Origin of the sequence: Methylobacterium sp. ARG-1 (assembly GCF_001262595.1) — a bacterium.
In the GTDB taxonomy this organism is placed as follows: Bacteria; Pseudomonadota; Alphaproteobacteria; order Rhizobiales; family Beijerinckiaceae; genus Methylobacterium; species Methylobacterium brachiatum.
Genome location: NZ_LHCD01000016.1, coordinates 99,887 through 117,295 on the forward strand (window position 1 = coordinate 99,887; position 17,409 = coordinate 117,295).

General features: G+C 67.9%; 15 protein-coding genes and 2 tRNA genes. 10 read left to right on the forward strand and 7 right to left on the reverse strand.

The features are described 5' to 3' along the window. Positions 1-8: 8 nt before the first annotated feature. Entirely contained in the window at positions 9-185 is a 177-nt protein-coding gene (locus AKJ13_RS16740) for a DUF2735 domain-containing protein (RefSeq protein ID WP_064774639.1), read from the reverse strand. 237 nt (positions 186-422) lie between these two features. Continuing rightward, positions 423-761, reverse strand: a complete 339-nt coding sequence (locus tag AKJ13_RS16745) for a P-II family nitrogen regulator (RefSeq protein WP_003600526.1) — start codon at positions 759-761, stop codon at positions 423-425. 194 nt (positions 762-955) lie between these two features. On the opposite strand from AKJ13_RS16745, the gene AKJ13_RS16750 reads away from it, so the two are divergent. Then, on the forward strand, positions 956-2,458 hold the full coding sequence (locus tag AKJ13_RS16750; RefSeq protein ID WP_200905650.1) for an NAD(P)H-hydrate dehydratase: 1,503 nt from the start codon (positions 956-958) through the stop codon (positions 2,456-2,458). Here AKJ13_RS16750 and AKJ13_RS16755 read toward each other — a convergent pair. After that, a complete protein-coding gene (locus AKJ13_RS16755) occupies positions 2,451-3,953 on the reverse strand; it encodes a multicopper oxidase family protein (protein ID WP_050734370.1) in 1,503 nt (500 codons plus the stop codon). The two genes, AKJ13_RS16750 and AKJ13_RS16755, sit on opposite strands and share 8 nt — an antisense overlap. Positions 3,954-4,113: 160 nt before the next feature. Between AKJ13_RS16755 and AKJ13_RS16760 the strand changes: the two genes are divergently transcribed. From AKJ13_RS16760 to AKJ13_RS16800, 9 genes are all read left to right on the forward strand, one after another. Continuing rightward, positions 4,114-4,198: transfer RNA gene (locus AKJ13_RS16760), tRNA-Leu, on the forward strand. Positions 4,199-4,339: 141 nt separating this feature from the next. Then, positions 4,340-5,749, forward strand: coding sequence for a trigger factor (tig, locus tag AKJ13_RS16765; protein WP_050734371.1), 1,410 nt, complete (start codon positions 4,340-4,342; stop codon positions 5,747-5,749). A gap of 125 nt (positions 5,750-5,874) precedes the next feature. Further along, positions 5,875-6,501 carry an ATP-dependent Clp protease proteolytic subunit gene (locus AKJ13_RS16770; RefSeq protein ID WP_007567155.1) on the forward strand — a complete coding sequence of 209 codons (627 nt, stop codon included), beginning with the start codon at positions 5,875-5,877 and terminating at the stop codon, positions 6,499-6,501. Positions 6,502-6,685: 184 nt separating this feature from the next. Then, complete coding sequence (gene clpX, locus AKJ13_RS16775) at positions 6,686-7,957, forward strand: ATP-dependent Clp protease ATP-binding subunit ClpX (protein ID WP_007567156.1); 1,272 nt, start codon at positions 6,686-6,688, stop codon at positions 7,955-7,957. A 251-nt stretch (positions 7,958-8,208) separates the two neighbouring features. Then, positions 8,209-10,635 (forward strand): endopeptidase La, encoded by a 2,427-nt coding sequence (gene lon, locus AKJ13_RS16780; RefSeq protein WP_007567159.1) that lies wholly within the window; start codon positions 8,209-8,211, stop codon positions 10,633-10,635. A gap of 71 nt (positions 10,636-10,706) precedes the next feature. Next, complete coding sequence (locus AKJ13_RS16785) at positions 10,707-11,465, forward strand: aspartate/glutamate racemase family protein (protein WP_050734372.1); 759 nt, start codon at positions 10,707-10,709, stop codon at positions 11,463-11,465. A 12-nt stretch (positions 11,466-11,477) separates the two neighbouring features. Next, a tRNA-Val gene (locus AKJ13_RS16790) sits at positions 11,478-11,553 on the forward strand. Between the two features lie 245 nt (positions 11,554-11,798). Continuing rightward, positions 11,799-12,686 carry an acyltransferase gene (locus AKJ13_RS16795; protein WP_144426281.1) on the forward strand — a complete coding sequence of 296 codons (888 nt, stop codon included), beginning with the start codon at positions 11,799-11,801 and terminating at the stop codon, positions 12,684-12,686. Then, the gene (locus AKJ13_RS16800) at positions 12,679-12,927 is read left to right on the forward strand and encodes a hypothetical protein (protein ID WP_050734374.1); all 249 of its coding nucleotides are present in this window, start codon (positions 12,679-12,681) and stop codon (positions 12,925-12,927) included. Before AKJ13_RS16795 ends, AKJ13_RS16800 begins: the two co-directional genes overlap by 8 nt. Here AKJ13_RS16800 and AKJ13_RS16805 read toward each other — a convergent pair. The 4 genes from AKJ13_RS16805 to AKJ13_RS16820 form a co-directional block, all read right to left on the reverse strand. After that, complete coding sequence (locus AKJ13_RS16805) at positions 12,924-13,829, reverse strand: alpha/beta hydrolase (RefSeq protein ID WP_050734375.1); 906 nt, start codon at positions 13,827-13,829, stop codon at positions 12,924-12,926. The two genes, AKJ13_RS16800 and AKJ13_RS16805, sit on opposite strands and share 4 nt — an antisense overlap. Beyond that, a complete protein-coding gene (locus tag AKJ13_RS16810) occupies positions 13,830-14,843 on the reverse strand; it encodes an SDR family oxidoreductase (protein WP_050734376.1) in 1,014 nt (337 codons plus the stop codon). 138 nt (positions 14,844-14,981) lie between these two features. Further along, complete coding sequence (locus tag AKJ13_RS16815) at positions 14,982-16,412, reverse strand: mannose-1-phosphate guanylyltransferase/mannose-6-phosphate isomerase (RefSeq protein WP_050734377.1); 1,431 nt, start codon at positions 16,410-16,412, stop codon at positions 14,982-14,984. Between the two features lie 60 nt (positions 16,413-16,472). Continuing rightward, a partial coding sequence (locus tag AKJ13_RS16820; RefSeq protein WP_050734388.1) for a glycosyltransferase occupies positions 16,473-17,409 on the reverse strand: 937 nt, incomplete at its 5' end.

Here is a 17,409-nt window from a genome sequence, read left to right on the forward strand (position 1 = left end):
CGCCATCTTCAGGTCCGGCGCGGGCGCTCGTCGTCGCGGATCGCGGCCTCGTGGTACCAGGCGCCGCCGAAGCTCGGCATCGGCGCGGGCTTGGCCTTCTCCGCCACCCGCGGGGCCGGTCGGGCGCGCCGGAACGCCGACAATTCATAAATCTTGGCGGTGTCACGCCCGTCGGTTCCGGCCATCACATGGTCCTCCTGAATGGATTCGAGGCGGCCGATCGGCCGTCCGTTCCAGAGGATGTGGGGTTGCCGGCGCAACACTCCATGCCCTGGCACGTCGATGCCGGACATTCGTGCAGCGTGAATTCTTAGGCAGGACGGTGACGGAGCGGGAAAACGCCAGCGCGTAACGTCGGAATGCTGGCCGCTTCCGGGATCAGCGCACAAGACCCGCCGGCGTAAAGCCGCGCCGATCAGCCGTCAGATCGCGTCGGTGCCGGTCTCGCCAGTGCGGATGCGGATCGCTTCTTCGATCGTCGAGACGAAGATCTTGCCGTCGCCGATGCGGCCGGTCTGGGCCGACTTGCGGATCGCCTCGACGGCGCCCTCGACCAGCGCGTCCGACAGGACGATCTCGAGCTTCACCTTGGGCAGGAAGTCGACCACGTATTCGGCGCCGCGATAGAGCTCGGTATGGCCCTTCTGACGGCCAAAGCCCTTCGCTTCGATGACGGTGATGCCCTGGAGGCCGACCTCCTGGAGCGCCTCCTTCACCTCGTCGAGCTTGAAAGGCTTGATGATCGCTTCGATCTTCTTCATGCCGCTCGGGCCTGCGCTGCGCTGCCGGATATTTCTAACATCGTCGTGAAGCCTCCGCCACGCCGTTTTCGCGACGGGCGCCACGTTAGTGCCCATTCGGCGCGCAGGCTACGCACATCCTTCGGGCTTTCGATGAATTTGTGGCGCATTTTTAATCACTGGTGTTCGGTGCACGGGCAGACGTGGAGATGAGCATGCGGGTGCTGACGGTCGCGGCGATGCGGCAGGTCGATGCGACGGCGATCGCGGGAGGGATACCGGGCATTCGGCTGATGCAGGCGGCCGGGGCCGCGGTCGCCGAGCGCGCCGCTGGGCGGCTGCCGGCGGGCGGGCGGGTGGTGGTCCTGTGCGGACCCGGCAACAATGGCGGCGACGGGTTCGTGGCGGCGCGGCTGCTGGCCGAGCGCGGCTATGCGATCGACTTGTTCCTGCTCGGCGCGCGCGCGGCGCTGACCGGCGACGCCGCCCTCGCGGCCGAGGCCTGGACCGGTCCGGTGCACCCGGCCGCCGATGCGCTGCCCCCATGTGACCTCGTGATCGATGCCCTGTTCGGCGCCGGCCTGTCGCGCGATCTCGACGGGGCGGCCCGCGCCCTGGTGGAGGCCGTGAATGCCGGCGGCCGTCCGGTGCTCGCCGTCGATGTGCCGAGCGGCGTCGACGGCGATACCGGCGCCGTGCGCGGCGTCGCGATCCGGGCCGTGGAGACCGTGACCTTCGTGGCGTTCAAGCCGGGGCACCTGCTCCAGCCCGGCCGGGGCCTGTGCGGCCATCGCCATCTGGCCGATATCGGGACGGGTGCGGCGGCCTTGGAGGTCGGTCTTGGTGCCGCGACGCCACCGATCTACCGGAACGGGCCGGATCTGTGGGCGAAAGCCTTTCCCCGGCTCACCGGGGAGAGCCACAAATATACACGGGGCCACGCCCTGATCCTTTCGGGGCCGGCCACCAAGACCGGCGCGGCCCGGCTCGCCGCCCGCGGTGCCCTGCGGGTCGGGGCCGGGCTGGTCACGCTGGCCTCGCCCCAGGCGGCGCTGGCCGAGAACGCCGCCCAGCTTACCGCGATCATGCTGCGCCCCTGCGAGACGGCCGACGACCTCGACGACCTGCTCACCGACGAGCGCCTCAACGTCGTGCTGGCCGGCCCGGGCCTCGGCACCGGCGAGCCGACCCGTGAGCGCGTCGCGGTGGCTGCCGCCGCCGGCCGCAGTCTCGTCCTCGATGCTGATGCGCTGACGAGCTTTTCGGGCCAAGCGCCGCTGCTCGCCGCCCATCTCGCGGATGGCGACGCGCAGGCGGTGCTCACGCCGCATGAGGGCGAGTTCGCACGGCTGTTCAAAGGGACGGAAGCCACCGCCGAGGGGGCCGACAAGGTCGCCCGCACCCGCGCCGCCGCTGCGCTCATCGGCGCCGTCGTGGTCCTGAAGGGATCCGACACCGTGATCGCCAGCCCCGACGGGCGCGCCGCGATCAACGATCACGGCAGCCCCTATCTCGGCACCGCAGGCTCGGGCGACGTTCTGGGCGGGCTGATCGCCGGGCTGCTGGCCCAGGGCATGCTGCCCTTCGAGGCTGCGGCGGCCGGTGTCTGGCTCCACGGCGATGCCGGGCTCCGCCATGGGCCAGGCCTGATCGCCGAGGACATCCCGGAGCTGATGCCCGCCGCGCTCGGGAGCCTCGTCGAAGCCGGACTCAGGTAACCTCGAACATCGTCCACAGGCCGGTGTCGAACCGCTCCAGCACCGTGGCGCTGATCAGCCAGCGCCCCGGATTGTCGGCCAGAAAGCCGATGCGGGCGGTGCGGCCTTCCAGAAGCTGGAACGTGTCGAGCCAGTAGGGCTCCCAGCCGTCGTCCAGGGGGTGGAGCAGGCGGAAGCAATGGCCGTGCAGGTGCAGAGCCTGCGGGAAGGCGGTCTCGTTGCGCAGGGCCAGCACCACCACCTGCCCACGCTTCACCGTGAAGATCGGCTGCAGGCCGGTGCTCGCGCTGGTGCCGTTCACCGACCAGATCTTCTGGGGATCGCCCGTGTAGACCGGCTCCGGGACCGGCTTGTCCTTCGATGCGTCCTTTGCGGCCTCCTTGGCCGCCTTGGGCACGAAGGCGCCGCCGGTAATCACCACGTCGCGCCGCAACGCGTTCTGAAGCTTGATCTCGGCGGGCAGGCGCTTGTTCTCGCCGATCGGCCCGATGGGCGGCCGCTTCTCGGTGATCTTGGCGCCCTTCGTGGTGACGGTGGCCAGCGTCAGGCCCTGGCCGACCAGAGCGATGATCGAGCAGGTGGCGCCCTCCTGCTCGGGCAAATCGACCATCAGGTCGTACCGGGTGCCCGGGGGGAACGGCAGCGTCGCGCGCAGGGGCTCGAACGTGTCGGTGGGCTGGCCGTCCACGGCCGCGACATAGACTTTCACGCCCTCGAACCGGAGCCGCGTGCCGCGGGCGTTGCAGGCATTGCCGAGGCGCAGGCGAACCCGCGCGCCCGGGCGCGCCTCGAACGTGTCCGGCACCGCCTTGCCGTTGACCGTCACGAGATTACCGAGGCGCCCGTTCGTGGCGGCGAAGAGCGGCTGCCCGAACGGCATCAGGCCGGCATCGTCCTCGAGCCGCCAATCCTGCATTACCAACCCGACATCGGCATCGACCAGCGGCGGGTTCGACTCCTCGACGATCAGCATGCCGGCCAGTCCCCGGCCGGACGGCTCGCTCGACCCGCCGACCACGAGGGGGCGGATCAGGTAGGTCCCGGCATCCGGGGGCGTGAACTGGTACAAGAAGTCGGCGCCCGGCTGGATCGGCGCCTGGGTCACGCCGCCCACCCCGTCCATCGCGTTGATGTTGCGGACCCCGTGCCAGTGCAGCGACAGCGGCTTGTCGGTGCGGTTCTCGATCTTGAGCCGGACCGGCTGGCCAAGCTTGATCCGCACCAGCGGCGGCACGGTCTTGCCGTCGAAGCACCAGATTGGCGTCTCGGCCGCGGGCTCGGGCCGCAGCCGGGCCTTGCCGGGGGCGGCCGGCAGGCTGGGGGGCGCAGCCTCGGCCGGTGCCAAACCCGGCGTCGCGGGTTTCTCGGGCGTGGTCGCCTGCGCCTGCACCGCCTCCGGCAGCAGCCCGAACGCGGCCGCCGTGACGAGCAGGGTCCGGCGCGACGGCGTTCCGCCGCGCGGATCGGTGGGCGGCACGGGGCGGAATGAGGTCATGGGGTCTCGACGGCGGCTCGCAGCTGGCCTGGGTAGATAGCCGCGTGCCCGGGCCCGCGCCACCGCCGGCACGGGAGGTTAAGTTTTTTGCTGCGAGCCGTGCGGCCCATGCTATAGGGCGCGCTTCCGGCGGCCGGCGACGCGCCGGGTGTCGGCACGCGCGGGCGTGGCGGAACTGGTAGACGCGCTGGATTTAGGTTCCAGTGTCGCAAGACGTGGGGGTTCGAGCCCCTCCGCCCGCACCAGGACGCTTCGAGATGGCGCGGCCCCGCTCGGGGCCGTCTCATCCCCGTATCCGACACCGTCGTTTCCCGGACCGCGCGACCAAGCCGCACGACGCCGGCCCGGCCGGCGACCACAAGGTTTTTTGAAGAGCGACGACGACGATGCAGGTGACCGAGATCAACGCCCAGGGTCTGAAGCGCGAGTTTCAGGTGCTGCTGGCCGCCCAGGAACTCGAGGAGCGCCTGACGACCGAGCTCTCCGGTATGAAGGACAAGGTCCAGCTGAAGGGCTTCCGCCCCGGCAAGGTCCCGGTCGCGCATCTGCGCAAGGTCTATGGTCGCTCGGTCATGGCCGAGGTGGTGCAGAACGCGGTCAACGAGGCCAACCGCAAGATCGTGGCCGATAACGGCCTCAAGCTGGCGCTGGAGCCGCAGGTCGAGTTCCCGACCGACCAGGCCGAGGTCGAGAAGGCGCTCGACGCCAAGGCCGACCTGGCCTTCAAGGTCGCCCTCGAGGTGATGCCGAGCTTCGAGCTGGCCGACCTCTCCGATGTCAGCCTCAAGAAGCTCGTCGCCAAGCCCGACGAATCCGAGGTCGACGAAGCCCTGCAGCGCATGGCCGGCCAGAGCCGTCCGTTCACCGAGCGGGAGGAGGGCGCCGAGGCCCAGAACGGCGACCGCGTCACCATCGATTTCGTCGGCCGCATCGACGGCGAGGAATTCCAGGGCGGCAAGGGCGAGGGGATCGACCTGGAACTCGGCTCTGGCTCGTTCATCCCGGGCTTCGAGGAGCAGCTGGTCGGCGCCAAGGTCGGCGACAAGCGCGTCGTGAAGGCGACCTTCCCGGAGGCCTACGGCGCCGAGCACCTCGCCGGAAAGGATGCCGAGTTCGACGTGACCGTCACCAAGATCCAGGCCCCGGGCGAGGCCAAGATCGACGACGAGTTCGCCAAGTCGCTCGGCATGGAATCCCTCGAGAAGCTGCGCGAAGCGATTGCCAAGGCGATCGGCGGCGATTTCGAGGCGGCGTCGCGCCGCAAGCTCAAGAAGGAGCTCCTGGACGCGCTGGACGGCAAGTACGCCTTCGAGCTGCCGCCGACCCTCGTCGCGCAGGAATTCGCCAGCGTCTGGGCGCAGGTGGAGCAGGACCTCAAGGCCCGCGGCAAAACGTTCGAGGACGAGGACACCACCGAGGAGAAGGCCCAGGCCGACTACCGGAAGATCGCGGAGCGTCGCGTCCGTCTCGGTCTCGTGCTTGCGCAGGTCGGTGAGAGCGCCGATATCAAGGTTTCCGACGAGGAGGTGAACCAGGCCCTCATTGCCCGGGTCCGGCAGTTCCCGGGCCAGGAGCAGCAGGTGTGGGACTTCTACCGCAAGAACCCGCAGGCGCTCGCCGAGCTTCGGGCGCCGCTGTTCGAGGAGAAGGTGGTTGACCACGTCCTCGGTCAGGTCAAACTCGTTGAGGAGCCGGTCTCGAAAGAGACGCTTTTCGCCGATGAGGATGACAACGACACGACCGGCGAGAAGCCGGCAGATAAGGCCGAGGCCAAAACCGAGGCAAAGGCCGACTGAGCCCCGCACTGTCCCAGGACGGCGGGCATAGGGTTAGGCGATGGTTAAGCATCGCCGGTGTTCGCTGATATGCCCGGGCTGCCCTGATTCGCGGCAGCCCCGGGCCTCACTCTGGGCAGGACGAGATGAGAGATCCGATCGACGTCTATAACAACGCACTCGTGCCGATGGTCGTCGAGCAGTCGAGCCGCGGCGAACGCGCCTTCGACATCTACTCCCGCCTCCTGCGCGAACGCATCATCTTCCTCACCGGTCCGGTGGAGGACTACGGTGCGTCGCTGATCGTGGCGCAGCTGCTGTTCCTCGAGGCTGAGAATCCGAAGAAGGAAATTTCCTTCTATATCAATTCCCCCGGCGGCGTCGTGACCTCGGGCCTGTCGATTTACGACACGATGCAGTTCATCCGCTGCCCGGTGACCACGCTCTGCGTGGGCCAGGCGGCCTCGATGGGCTCCCTGCTGCTCACCGCCGGTGAGCCCGGCCACCGCTTCGCCCTGCCGAATGCCCGGATCATGGTCCACCAGCCGTCCGGCGGCTTTCAGGGCCAGGCCACCGACATCCTGATCCATGCCCGCGAGATCGAGGCGCTGAAGCGGCGCCTGAACGAGATCTACGTGAAGCATACCGGCCGTGATTATGCGGCCATTGAGAATGCGCTGGAGCGCGACAATTTCATGACTGCGGATGCGGCCAAGGAGTTCGGCCTCATCGACGAGGTCATCCAGAAGCGTCCCGAGCCCGCAGCCGCCTGACGGTTGCGTCGCCTGATCGCCGCGGCGTGGCCTTGATCCCGCCGCGGCAGCGTGTTTGCATCCGATGACAGGGCCCATCGGTCAAAGGCGCGCAGCATACTGTTTCTTTAAACGGGCCCCCTTACGTTGAAGCGATGCGCGTGCGCCCTTAGCCGGCTGCGTACGCGACGAATCGGAGACCGATATGAGCAAGACTGGCGGCAACGACTCCAAGAGCACGCTGTATTGCTCGTTCTGCGGCAAGAGCCAGCACGAGGTCCGCAAGCTGATCGCCGGCCCGACCGTGTTCATCTGCGACGAGTGCGTCGAGCTGTGCATGGACATCATCCGCGAGGAGTCGAAATCCTCGCTGGTGAAGAGCCGTGACGGGGTCCCGACCCCGAAGGAGATCCGGCGCGTCCTCGACGATTACGTCATCGGCCAAGACTTCGCCAAGAAGGTCCTCTCGGTCGCGGTGCACAATCACTACAAGCGGCTCGCGCACGCGACGAAGCACAACGACGTCGAGTTGGCCAAGTCCAACATCATGCTGATCGGGCCAACCGGCTCGGGCAAGACGCTGCTCGCGCAGACGCTGGCCCGCATCCTGGACGTGCCGTTCACCATGGCCGACGCCACGACCCTGACCGAGGCGGGTTATGTCGGCGAGGATGTGGAAAACATCATCCTGAAGTTGCTCCAGGCCTCGGACTACAACGTCGAGCGCGCCCAGCGCGGCATCGTCTACATCGACGAGATCGACAAGATCTCGCGCAAGTCCGACAACCCGTCGATCACCCGCGACGTGTCGGGTGAGGGCGTGCAGCAGGCGCTCCTGAAGATCATGGAGGGCACGGTCGCCTCCGTGCCGCCGCAGGGCGGCCGCAAGCACCCGCAGCAGGAATTCCTGCAGGTCGACACCACCAACATCCTGTTCATCTGCGGCGGCGCCTTCGCGGGCCTTGAGCGGATCATCTCCCAGCGCGGCAAGGGGACCTCGATCGGCTTCGGCGCCAGCGTGCAGGCCCCCGACGATCGCCGCACCGGCGAGATCTTCCGCTCGGTGGAGCCCGAGGATCTGCTGAAGTTCGGCCTCATCCCCGAATTCGTCGGCCGTCTGCCGGTCCTGGCGACCCTCGAGGATCTCGATGAGGCGGCGCTGAAGAAGATCCTGCAGGAGCCGAAGAACGCCCTGGTGAAGCAGTACCAACGGCTGTTCGAGATGGAGAATGTCGACCTGACGTTCCAGGACGATGCGCTCTCGCTCGTCGCCCGCAAGGCGATCGAGCGCAAGACCGGCGCCCGCGGCCTGCGCTCCATCCTGGAGACGATCCTGCTCGACACGATGTACGATCTGCCGGGTCTCGAATCCGTGGAGCAGGTCGTGATCGGTCCCGAGGTGGTCGAGGGCAAGTCGCGCCCGCTCTACATCCACGGCGACCGCAACAAGGAAGCACCCGCCAGCGTGAGCGCGTAAGCGCTTGGTAGGGTTGCGTTAAACGCCCGGCTCCGGCCGGGCGCGCTGCGGGGAACATCTTGAAAACGCTGCCCCCCGCAGCCACCTCAGGCTCATCGCGGTGGCCGCTCGCTCCTTCGAGGAACGGTCCGCGTCGCCAGCCGCAAAGTCCACGACCATCCCGACCCTCGCGGCCCGGTCGGCCCCTGGCAGTCGGTTCGCCCCATCTTCCGGGGGAACCGAAGCCGGGCGTCCCTGAGAGGAAGTCTCCCATGACACAGTCGAAATCGCGCCAGCCGGTCGTCCCGGGTTCGACGGGCTCCTATGCCGTTCTGCCCCTGCGCGACATCGTCGTCTTCCCGCACATGATCGTGCCCCTGTTCGTCGGCCGCGAGAAGTCGATCCGCGCCCTCGAAGAGGCCGTGCGCACCGATCGCCACATCCTGCTCGCCACTCAGATCAATGCGGGTGACGACGATCCGGCGACCGACGCCATCTACAAGATCGGGACACTGGCCTCCGTGCTGCAGCTGCTGAAGCTGCCCGACGGCACCGTAAAGGTTCTGGTCGAGGGTATCGGCCGCGCCAAAGTGACGGGCTTCACCCGCTCCGATGAGTATTACGAGGCCACTGCCGAAGCCCTGCACGACGAGCTCGGCGACCGCGTCGAGGCGGAGGCGCTCGCGCGTTCGGTGCTCTCGGAGTTCGAGAACTACGTCAAGCTGAACAAGAAGATCTCCCCGGAGGTCGTGTCGGCTGTGACCCAGATCGACGAGCCTTCGAAGCTCGCCGACACGATCGGCTCGCACCTGCTCGTGAAGATCTCGGACAAGCAGGGCATCCTCGAGACGCCCACGGTGGCGCAGCGCCTCGAGCGCGTGCTGTCGCTGATGGAGAGCGAGATCTCCGTGCTTCAGGTGGAGAAGCGCATCCGGACCCGCGTCAAGCGGCAGATGGAGAAGACCCAGCGCGAGTACTACCTCAACGAGCAGATGAAGGCGATCCAGAAGGAGCTGGGCGACTCCGAGGACGGCCGTGACGAGTTGGCCGAGCTCGAGGAGAAGATCGAGAAGACCAAGTTCACCAAGGAAGCCCGCGATAAGGCCACCGCCGAGCTGAAGAAGCTCCGGCAGATGTCGCCGATGTCCGCCGAGGCGACGGTGGTGCGCAACTATTTAGACTGGATGCTCGGCATCCCGTGGGGCAAGCGCTCGAAGATCAAGAAGGATCTGCTCGGCGCCCAAGTCCTGCTGGACAACGACCATTTCGGCCTGGACAAGGTCAAGGAGCGGATCGTCGAGTACCTCGCCGTGCAGCAGCGGGCGAACAAGCTCACCGGCCCGATCCTGTGCCTCGTTGGTCCCCCCGGCGTCGGCAAGACCTCGCTCGGCAAGTCCATCGCCAAGGCGACGGGTCGCGAGTTCGTGCGCATGTCCCTCGGCGGCGTGCGTGACGAGGCCGAGATCCGCGGTCACCGCCGGACCTATATCGGCTCGATGCCCGGCAAGATCGTCCAGTCGATGCGCAAGGCCAAGACCTCGAACCCGCTCATCCTGCTCGACGAGATCGACAAGATGGGCATGGATTTCCGCGGCGATCCGTCCGCGGCACTCCTCGAGGTGCTCGACCCTGAGCAGAACAGCACCTTCAACGATCACTACCTTGAGGTGGATTACGACCTCTCGAACGTGATGTTCGTGACCACGGCCAACACCCTCAACATCCCCGGCCCGCTCATGGACCGGATGGAGGTGATCCGCATCGCCGGGTACACCGAGGAAGAGAAGGTCGAGATCGCGCGCAAGCATCTGATCCCGAACGCCTTGAAGAAGCACGGCCTCGGGACGCACGAGTGGTCGATCGACGATGACGGGCTGATGATGCTGGTCCGCCGCTATACGCGGGAAGCCGGCGTTCGCAACCTGGAGCGCGAACTGTCCAACCTGATCCGCAAGGCGGTGAAGGAGATCCTGATCACCAAGACCAAGTCTGTCGCGGTGAACGTGGAGACCCTTCCGGTCTTCCTCGGCCCGCCGAAGTTCCGCTACGGCGAGATCGACGCGGACGATCAGGTCGGAGTGGTCACGGGTCTGGCCTGGACCGAGGTCGGCGGCGAGTTGCTGACGATCGAGGGTGTCATGATGCCCGGCAAGGGCAAGATGACTGTCACGGGCAACCTGAAGGACGTGATGAAGGAGTCGATCTCGGCGGCCGCATCCTACGTGCGCTCGCGGGCGATCGATTTCGGGATCGAGCCGCCGCTGTTCGAGCGTCGTGACATCCACGTCCACGTTCCGGAGGGGGCGACCCCGAAGGACGGCCCGTCCGCCGGCATCGCCATGGCGACCGCCATCGTCTCAACGCTGACCGGCATCGCGGTCCGCCGCGATATCGCGATGACCGGTGAGGTCACGCTGCGCGGTCGGGTTCTGCCGATCGGTGGCCTGAAGGAGAAGCTGCTGGCCGCGCTTCGCGGCGGCATCAAGATCGTGCTGATCCCCGAGGAGAACGCCAAGGACATCGCCGAGGTGCCCGACAGCGTGAAGAACGGGCTGGAGATCATCCCGGTCTCCCGGATGGATCAGGTGTTGGAGAAGGCCCTGGTGCGTGCGCCGGTCGCCATCGAGTGGGAGGAGCCGCTGCCCGTGGCCAAGCCCGCCCGGACGGAGGAGGACGGCGCGGCGTTCATCGCCCACTGACCCGCTCCGTGATCCGATGAGACAAGCCCCCGGAGTTCGCTCCGGGGGCTTTTTTGTGGGACGAGCCCGCCATGCGCATCCTGCTGATCAACCCCAACACCAGCCAGGCGGTGACCGACCTCGTCGCCGGTCATGTTCGTAGCCAGATCGGCGATCGGGCCGCGTTACGGGCGGTGACCGGCCGCTTCGGGGCCCGCTACATCGCGAGCCGCGCCGCTGCAGCCATCGCGGCCCACGCCGCTCTCGACGCTCTGGCCGAGCACGGGGACGGGTGCGATGCAGTCTACTTGGCGTGCTTTGGTGATCCGGGCCTGTTCGCCCTGCGGGAGCTGTCCCCGGTCCCGGTGATCGGGATGGCCGAGGCCGCGTGTCACGAGGCCGCGGCCACAGGGCGGTTCGGGATCGTCACCGGCGGTGCAGCCTGGGGCCCCATGCTGATGGAATTCATTGGCACGATCGGGCTGGCCGACCGTCCCGCTGCGATCACCACGATCGCCCCGAGCGGTGGCGAGATCGCCGCAGATCCGGATCGCGCCTTGGGTGCCCTGGCCCAAGCCTGTCGGGATAGCCACGCGGCGGGCGCAGAAACGGTGATCCTCGGCGGGGCCGGCCTGGCTGGCCTCGCTCCACGCATCGCCGCGCAGGTTCGGTGTCCACTGATCTGCTCGGTCGAGGCCGGCACAAGGGCCGTCCTGGCCGCCACGGGGGCGCCACCCATGCCGCCACCACGCCCAGTTCCGATCGAAAGCACCGGCCTCGCGCCTGAACTGGCGCGCCGCCTCGCCGCTCCCGAGGGCGCCCCCTTGCATCGCACCGACCCCATGCCGTAACGGTCGGCCGCCGGGCGGTTAGCTCAGTTGGTAGAGCGTCTCCTTTACACGGAGAGGGTCGGGGGTTCGAGTCCCTCACCGCCCACCAGGGCAATAGAGGTTGGTTCCGGACCCTCGAAAGGGCAGCCCGCTCTGCAGATCATCTGCTTTTTACGCCCCTGCCTTTGGTTTGATCCGGGCTGAGGAGGCCGGCACGGCTCCGTCCCCGGCTCACGCCGAGCCGACACGTGCCGGCAGGCCGAGGCCCGGTCTCCCACACGATTCACCAGCCGCGGTCGATCCGCTTCGCGCCGGCACTATATCCGGGGCGAGAGTTATCACCGGAGATGTCGTGTGCCTGTGCGCCTGCTGAACAACGGCAATAACAAGATCCAGATCGCGCAGGATTTTTTGGACACTTCGGATGGGACGATCACCATCAACGGCGATGGCAGTCACGTCCTGATCGGGGATGGGGCCAACGCGTTCGAGCGGATGTCGCTTACCTGCGGCCCCAGCTCTACCGTGCATATCGGGCACGGGGTGCGGCTGGCCTCGGTGCAGATCTACGTATGCCCGCATTCGAAGCTGCTGATCGGACATCACAGTGCCTTCGCCAACGAAGGCCAGATCTTCGTCCACGAGACGAAGCCGATCACGATCGGGCACAATTGCCTGATCTCGGAGGGCGTCAATTTCTGGGTGAGCGACGCCCATTCGATCATCGACCTCGAATCCGGCCGCCGGATCAACCCGTCTCGACCGATCCATGTCGGCCACCGGGTCTGGCTCGGCCGCAATGTCAGCGTGTTCAAGGGCGCGCATATCGGCGACGGCTCGATCGTCGGGGCTCAGTCGATCGTCAGCGGCGTGATCCCGGCCAACGCGTTGGCGTATGGGTCGCCGGCCCGGGTCGTTCGGGAGAATGTCAGCTGGGACATCAACCTGATGCCCGAGGATGCCTCCGAGTCCGGCCTGCCGCGCGAGAGGGCGGCCCCAGTCGACCGCCCGTCCCAGGCCGACGTTACCCGGCTCGCGCTGGCGGAGGCGCATTACCGGACGGAGGCGGTCCAGACCGTGCTGGCGGCGGTGCTCGCGAGCCAGAGCTGGCGCGGCCTCGACCGCAAGAAATTCCGGCGGCTGATCGCCGAGGCGGGCAGCGCGATCCCGAACGAGGGGCCGGCCGCCGTGCAACACACCGTCCTGCTCGCCGAGGCGCGCAAGGTCCTCTGGCTTGGGTGAGGGGCCGTCCGCACCGTCGGTCCATTACGTCGGCTTCCGGGACGACCGCTACTGGAACGCCTACCGGATCTTCGGCGGCCCGCGGGTGATCCACCGGCGCTGGGATTTCTACGCGACCCGCGATGTCGGGCCCGGCGACGTCGTGATCTTTGCCGAGGGTGACGAGACGCAGCCGCTGGCTGCGCGCAACGCTACCGATATCGATGAACGCTGGCTCCTCGGCCCGCGCTCGGACACTTAATGCTTGAGCGAAAGAGCCGCCCGCACGACGACCTCGGGATGCGAATGCGGGAACATGTGTCCGGCGCCCGGCACCATCTCGAGACTCGCCCCCGGGATCAACCGGGCCGCGACGACGCCGTGCAGGTAGGAATTCACCACGATGTCGGCGCCGCCGCACAGGATCCGGGTGGGCACCCGGAGGCTCGGATAGCGCAGCGCGCTGCGGGTCAGGGCCGGCCAGAGCCAGCCGGCATCCTCACCCTCGGCGGTGATCTGGGCGGCCCGGCCAGCAAGTTCGAACGGAAAGTGCTGGCGGAACTGCTGCGGCATCGTCTGAGGCAGGAACATCGCGTTCCAGAGCAGCGGCAGCAGGGCCGGATCGCTCGACGCGTGCAGGATCCGGGTCAGAAGATCGCCCCCGAGCGGTAAAGCCCGCGGTCCGAACAGCAAGTGCTCCAGGCGGAGTTCCGGGAAGCAGACCGGTGCGAGGGAAACGATCCCGGCGATCTCGTCGGGGTAGAGCATCCCGTAGGCCAAGGCGATCGCCGCTCCGAAGGAGTGGCCGAGGATGATCGGCCGGTTCAGGCCGAGCTTCTGGACCGCTTCCCGGATCTGCGTGGCCTGATCCCAGATATCGGCCCCGCACCCCCGCGGCCGCAGGCTGAACCCGTGGCCTGGGCGGTCGACGGCGACGACCCGGAAATGCTCGGCCAGAGCCGGCACCGGCCCGAGCCACTGATCCTCCAGGCACATCAGCGTGCCGTGGATCGCCACGAGATCGGGGCCGGAGCCCGTCTGCGCATAGGCGATCGTCCGCTCGTCCGGCAGCTGGACGAACCGGCGCGGGACGATGCGGGGATCAGCCTGCTCCCCGGAGGTCGGCCGGGCCGGCCCCGGGAGGGAATGCGCAGCGACGGGCAATTACAGACGTTTCCTGCGGCCTGGAGCGGTCCCGAGCAGCGCCAGGGCCGCCACGGTCCCGATGCCCACCAGCCCGGCCGCGGTCGCGAGCGGATGAAGGGTCGCCCGGGTGTAGGCGCTGGTGCGCATCACGTAGACCGGCGGGTCGCCGCGGGTGGCGCCGGCGGAGACCGGCGCATGCAGGGCTCCGGTCGGGTCGCGGGGCGGGATACCGCGCTTCTGCATGGCGATGATCGCCGGGGCCATGTAATCGTAAGCGCCCGGGGCGAATTCCTTGCCGGCCACGAAGGCCTTGCCGGCGCCGCCGACGAAGATGTCGCGCTGCGGGTGCACGGCCGCGTGCAGGATCGCGTTGGCGACCTCCTCGGGCGGGTAGATCGGCGGCGGCAGGCTCGGCTCGCGATCCATGTAGTTGCGGGCCCGCTGGGGCAGGGGCGTGTCGATCGAGGCCGGCTTGACCAGCGTCACCGAGATCGGCGCATCCTCGACCATCAGCTCCATGCGCAGGGCGTCGGTGAAGCCTTTCACCGCGTGCTTCGAGGCCGCGTACATGCCCTGGAACGGAAAGGCGAGGTCGGAGGCGATGCTGCCGACATTGATCAGCGCGCCGCCCTGCTTGTGCAGGTGCTCGACGGCGACCAGCGACCCGTAGATCGTGCCCCAGAGATTGGTCTGGATCAGGCGATGATGGTCTTCGTCGCTGATCTCGCGCAGGCGCCCGTAGATCGAGGCGCCCGCGACATTGACCCAGGTGTCGAAGCCTCCGAACGTCGCGATCGCCTGGTCGGCGACCGCCTGGACGTCGGCGCGGTTGCCAACATCGGCCACGACATGGAGCGCTTTGCCGCCGACGCCTTCGATCTCGGCCTGGATCCGCGCCAGGGTATCGCCGCTGCGTGCGGCCAGCACGACCCGGGCCCCGCGCTCGGCCGCCATCCGGGCGGTCGCGAGGCCGATGCCGGACGACGCGCCGGTGATCACCACGACCTGCTCGCTGAGCGGCTTGTGCTTCATCGGTCTTCCCCACATCCGCGATCCCCGCGACCGGCCACGAGGGCCGGCGCGTTCACGCTCAAGGGGTTAGTCGCCCGGCAGGCCGCAAGGTTCCGCCTCGGCCGGGAGCGATCGCGTCGCAGGCGCCGTTCGGGCGCCTCAACGTCCGTAGATATCCTCAACGCGGATGATGTCGTCCTCGCCGGTGTAGGAGCCGACCTGGACCTCGATCAGCTCCAGCGGGATCTTACCCGGGTTGTTCAGCCGGTGCATCGAGCCGATCGGCAGGTACACCGCCTCGTTCTCGTGGACGAGCACCACCCGGTCGTCCACCGTCACCTCCGCGGTGCCGCGCACCACCACCCAGTGCTCGGCCCGGTGATAGTGCTTCTGCAAGGACAGGCGCCCGCCCGGTACCACCTGGATCCGCTTCACCTGGAAGCGCTCGCCGATGTCGATCCGCTGGTACCACCCCCACGGCCGGTACATCCGCAGATGCGCGTCCGCCTCCGGCTCGCCCGAGGCCCGCAGCGCGTTGACCAGCTGCTTGACCTCGCCCGAGCGCGCCTTGGATGCCACCAGCACCGCGTCGGGGGTCGAGACCACGACCACGTCCTCCAACCCGACCACCGCGGTCAGGCCGCCGCCCTGGCTGTGCACCAGGCTGTTCTTCGTCTCGACCAGAGACACCCGGCCGCGCACCGCGTTGCCCTCGGCATCGTGGTCGAGCACCTGCCAGACCGCGTCCCAGGTGCCGACATCCGACCACGGGAACGACACCGGCAGCACGCCAGCGCGGGCGGTGCGCTCCATCACCGCGTAGTCGATCGAGATCTTGGGCGCCTTGGCGAAGGCGGCGCCGTCGAGCCGGACGAAGTCGAGGTCGGTCACGGCAGCGTCCAGCGCGGACCTGGCGGCGTCGAGGACGTCTGGCACGAAGGCTTCGAGCTCGGCCAGCATCAGGTCGGCGCGGAACAGGAAGTAGCCCGAGTTCCACAGGGCGCCGTCGGCGATCAGCGCCTCGGCGCCGGCCCGGTCCGGCTTCTCGACGAATTTTTCCACCCGGGCGGCGCCGGGGGCTTCGGGGATCGGGGCGCCGCGGCGGATATAGCCGTAATCGGAGGCCGGGCGGGTCGGCTCGATGCCCAGCGTCATGGTGTAGCCGGCGCGCGCGCCCACGGCGGCGGCCTTGACGGCGTCCACGAACGCCTGGGTGTCGGGCACGACGTGGTCGGCGGCCATGATCAGCACCACGGCCTGCGGATCGATCGCGGCGGCGTGGAGCGCGGCCACCGCCACGGCGGCGGCGCTGTCGCGCCCTTGCGGCTCGAGCAGGATGTCGGCGGCGATCCCGAGCTGGCCGCATTGCTCGGCGACGATGAACCGGGCCTCGGCCGAGGCGATCACGGTGGGCTTGGCGAACACGCCCGCTTCCGCGACGCGCTCGAGGCTCGCCTGGAAGGTCGAGGTCCGCGGATCGACCAGGCGGGCGAATTGCTTGGGCATGCTCTCGCGCGAGGCCGGCCACAGACGCGTCCCCGTGCCGCCGCACAGGATGATCGGATGGACCGTATCGATAGGCTCAGGCATCAAGATCAATCTTTCGAACCAAGGTCTTTTCAAGTTTGAAACAAGTCGATCAGCTAAAACTCAATGCAACAGATCCAGCTGTCCACCGGCCAGCGCGGGACGGTGGCCGTGCTCCTCACGGTTGAGGACACCGTCGATGAACTGCGTCATCGCGCCGGTGAAACGCTCGACACTGAACTCGGAGGCCCGGCTGATCAGGTCGGCGGGCTTCGGCGCGATCGCCTTGCACCGCTCGATCGCGTCGATCAACGCGTCCACCGATTGCTCGTGGAAGAACGTCCCGGTCAGTCCCTCCTGCACCGTCTCCGTGGCGCCGCCCTTCCCGTAGGCGATCACCGGCCGGCCGCTCGCCATGGCCTCCACCGGCACGATCCCGAAATCCTCCTCGCCGGGGAATATCAGCGCCTGACACCGGGCGTAATGGTGTTTCAGCACCGCGAAGGGTTGGGGGCCGAGCATCGTCACATGCGGACCGGCCAGGGCGCGCAACTCCCGCAGCATTTCCCCGCCCCCGATCACGACCAGGGGTTTCTGCAGGCGGTTGAACGCCTCGATGGCCAGTTCCGGCCGCTTGTAGCGCACCAGCTCGCCGACCATCAGATGGTAATCGCCGATCTCGTGCTCGGGAACGGCGCCGAACGCATCGGTATCGACCGGGGGATAGATGACGGTGGCGCTGCGCCGGTAATAGGTCTCGATCCGGCGCGCCACGGTGGCGGAATTCGCCACGAATTCATGGACGCGGCTCGCCGAGATGGCATCCCAGTTCCGGATGTAATGCGCGGCCGGCGGCATCAGCAGCCGGTTCAGGAACCCCGTCCGCTCGCGGTAATCGTGGAACATGTTCCAGACGTACCGCATCGGCGAGTGGCAATAGCAGATATGGGTGGAGTTCGAGGGCGGGATGATCCCCTTCGCCGGCCCGGACTCGCTGCTAATCACCAGATCGTACCCGCGCAGGTCGAGCTGCTCAAGGGCCATGGGCATGAGCGGCAGG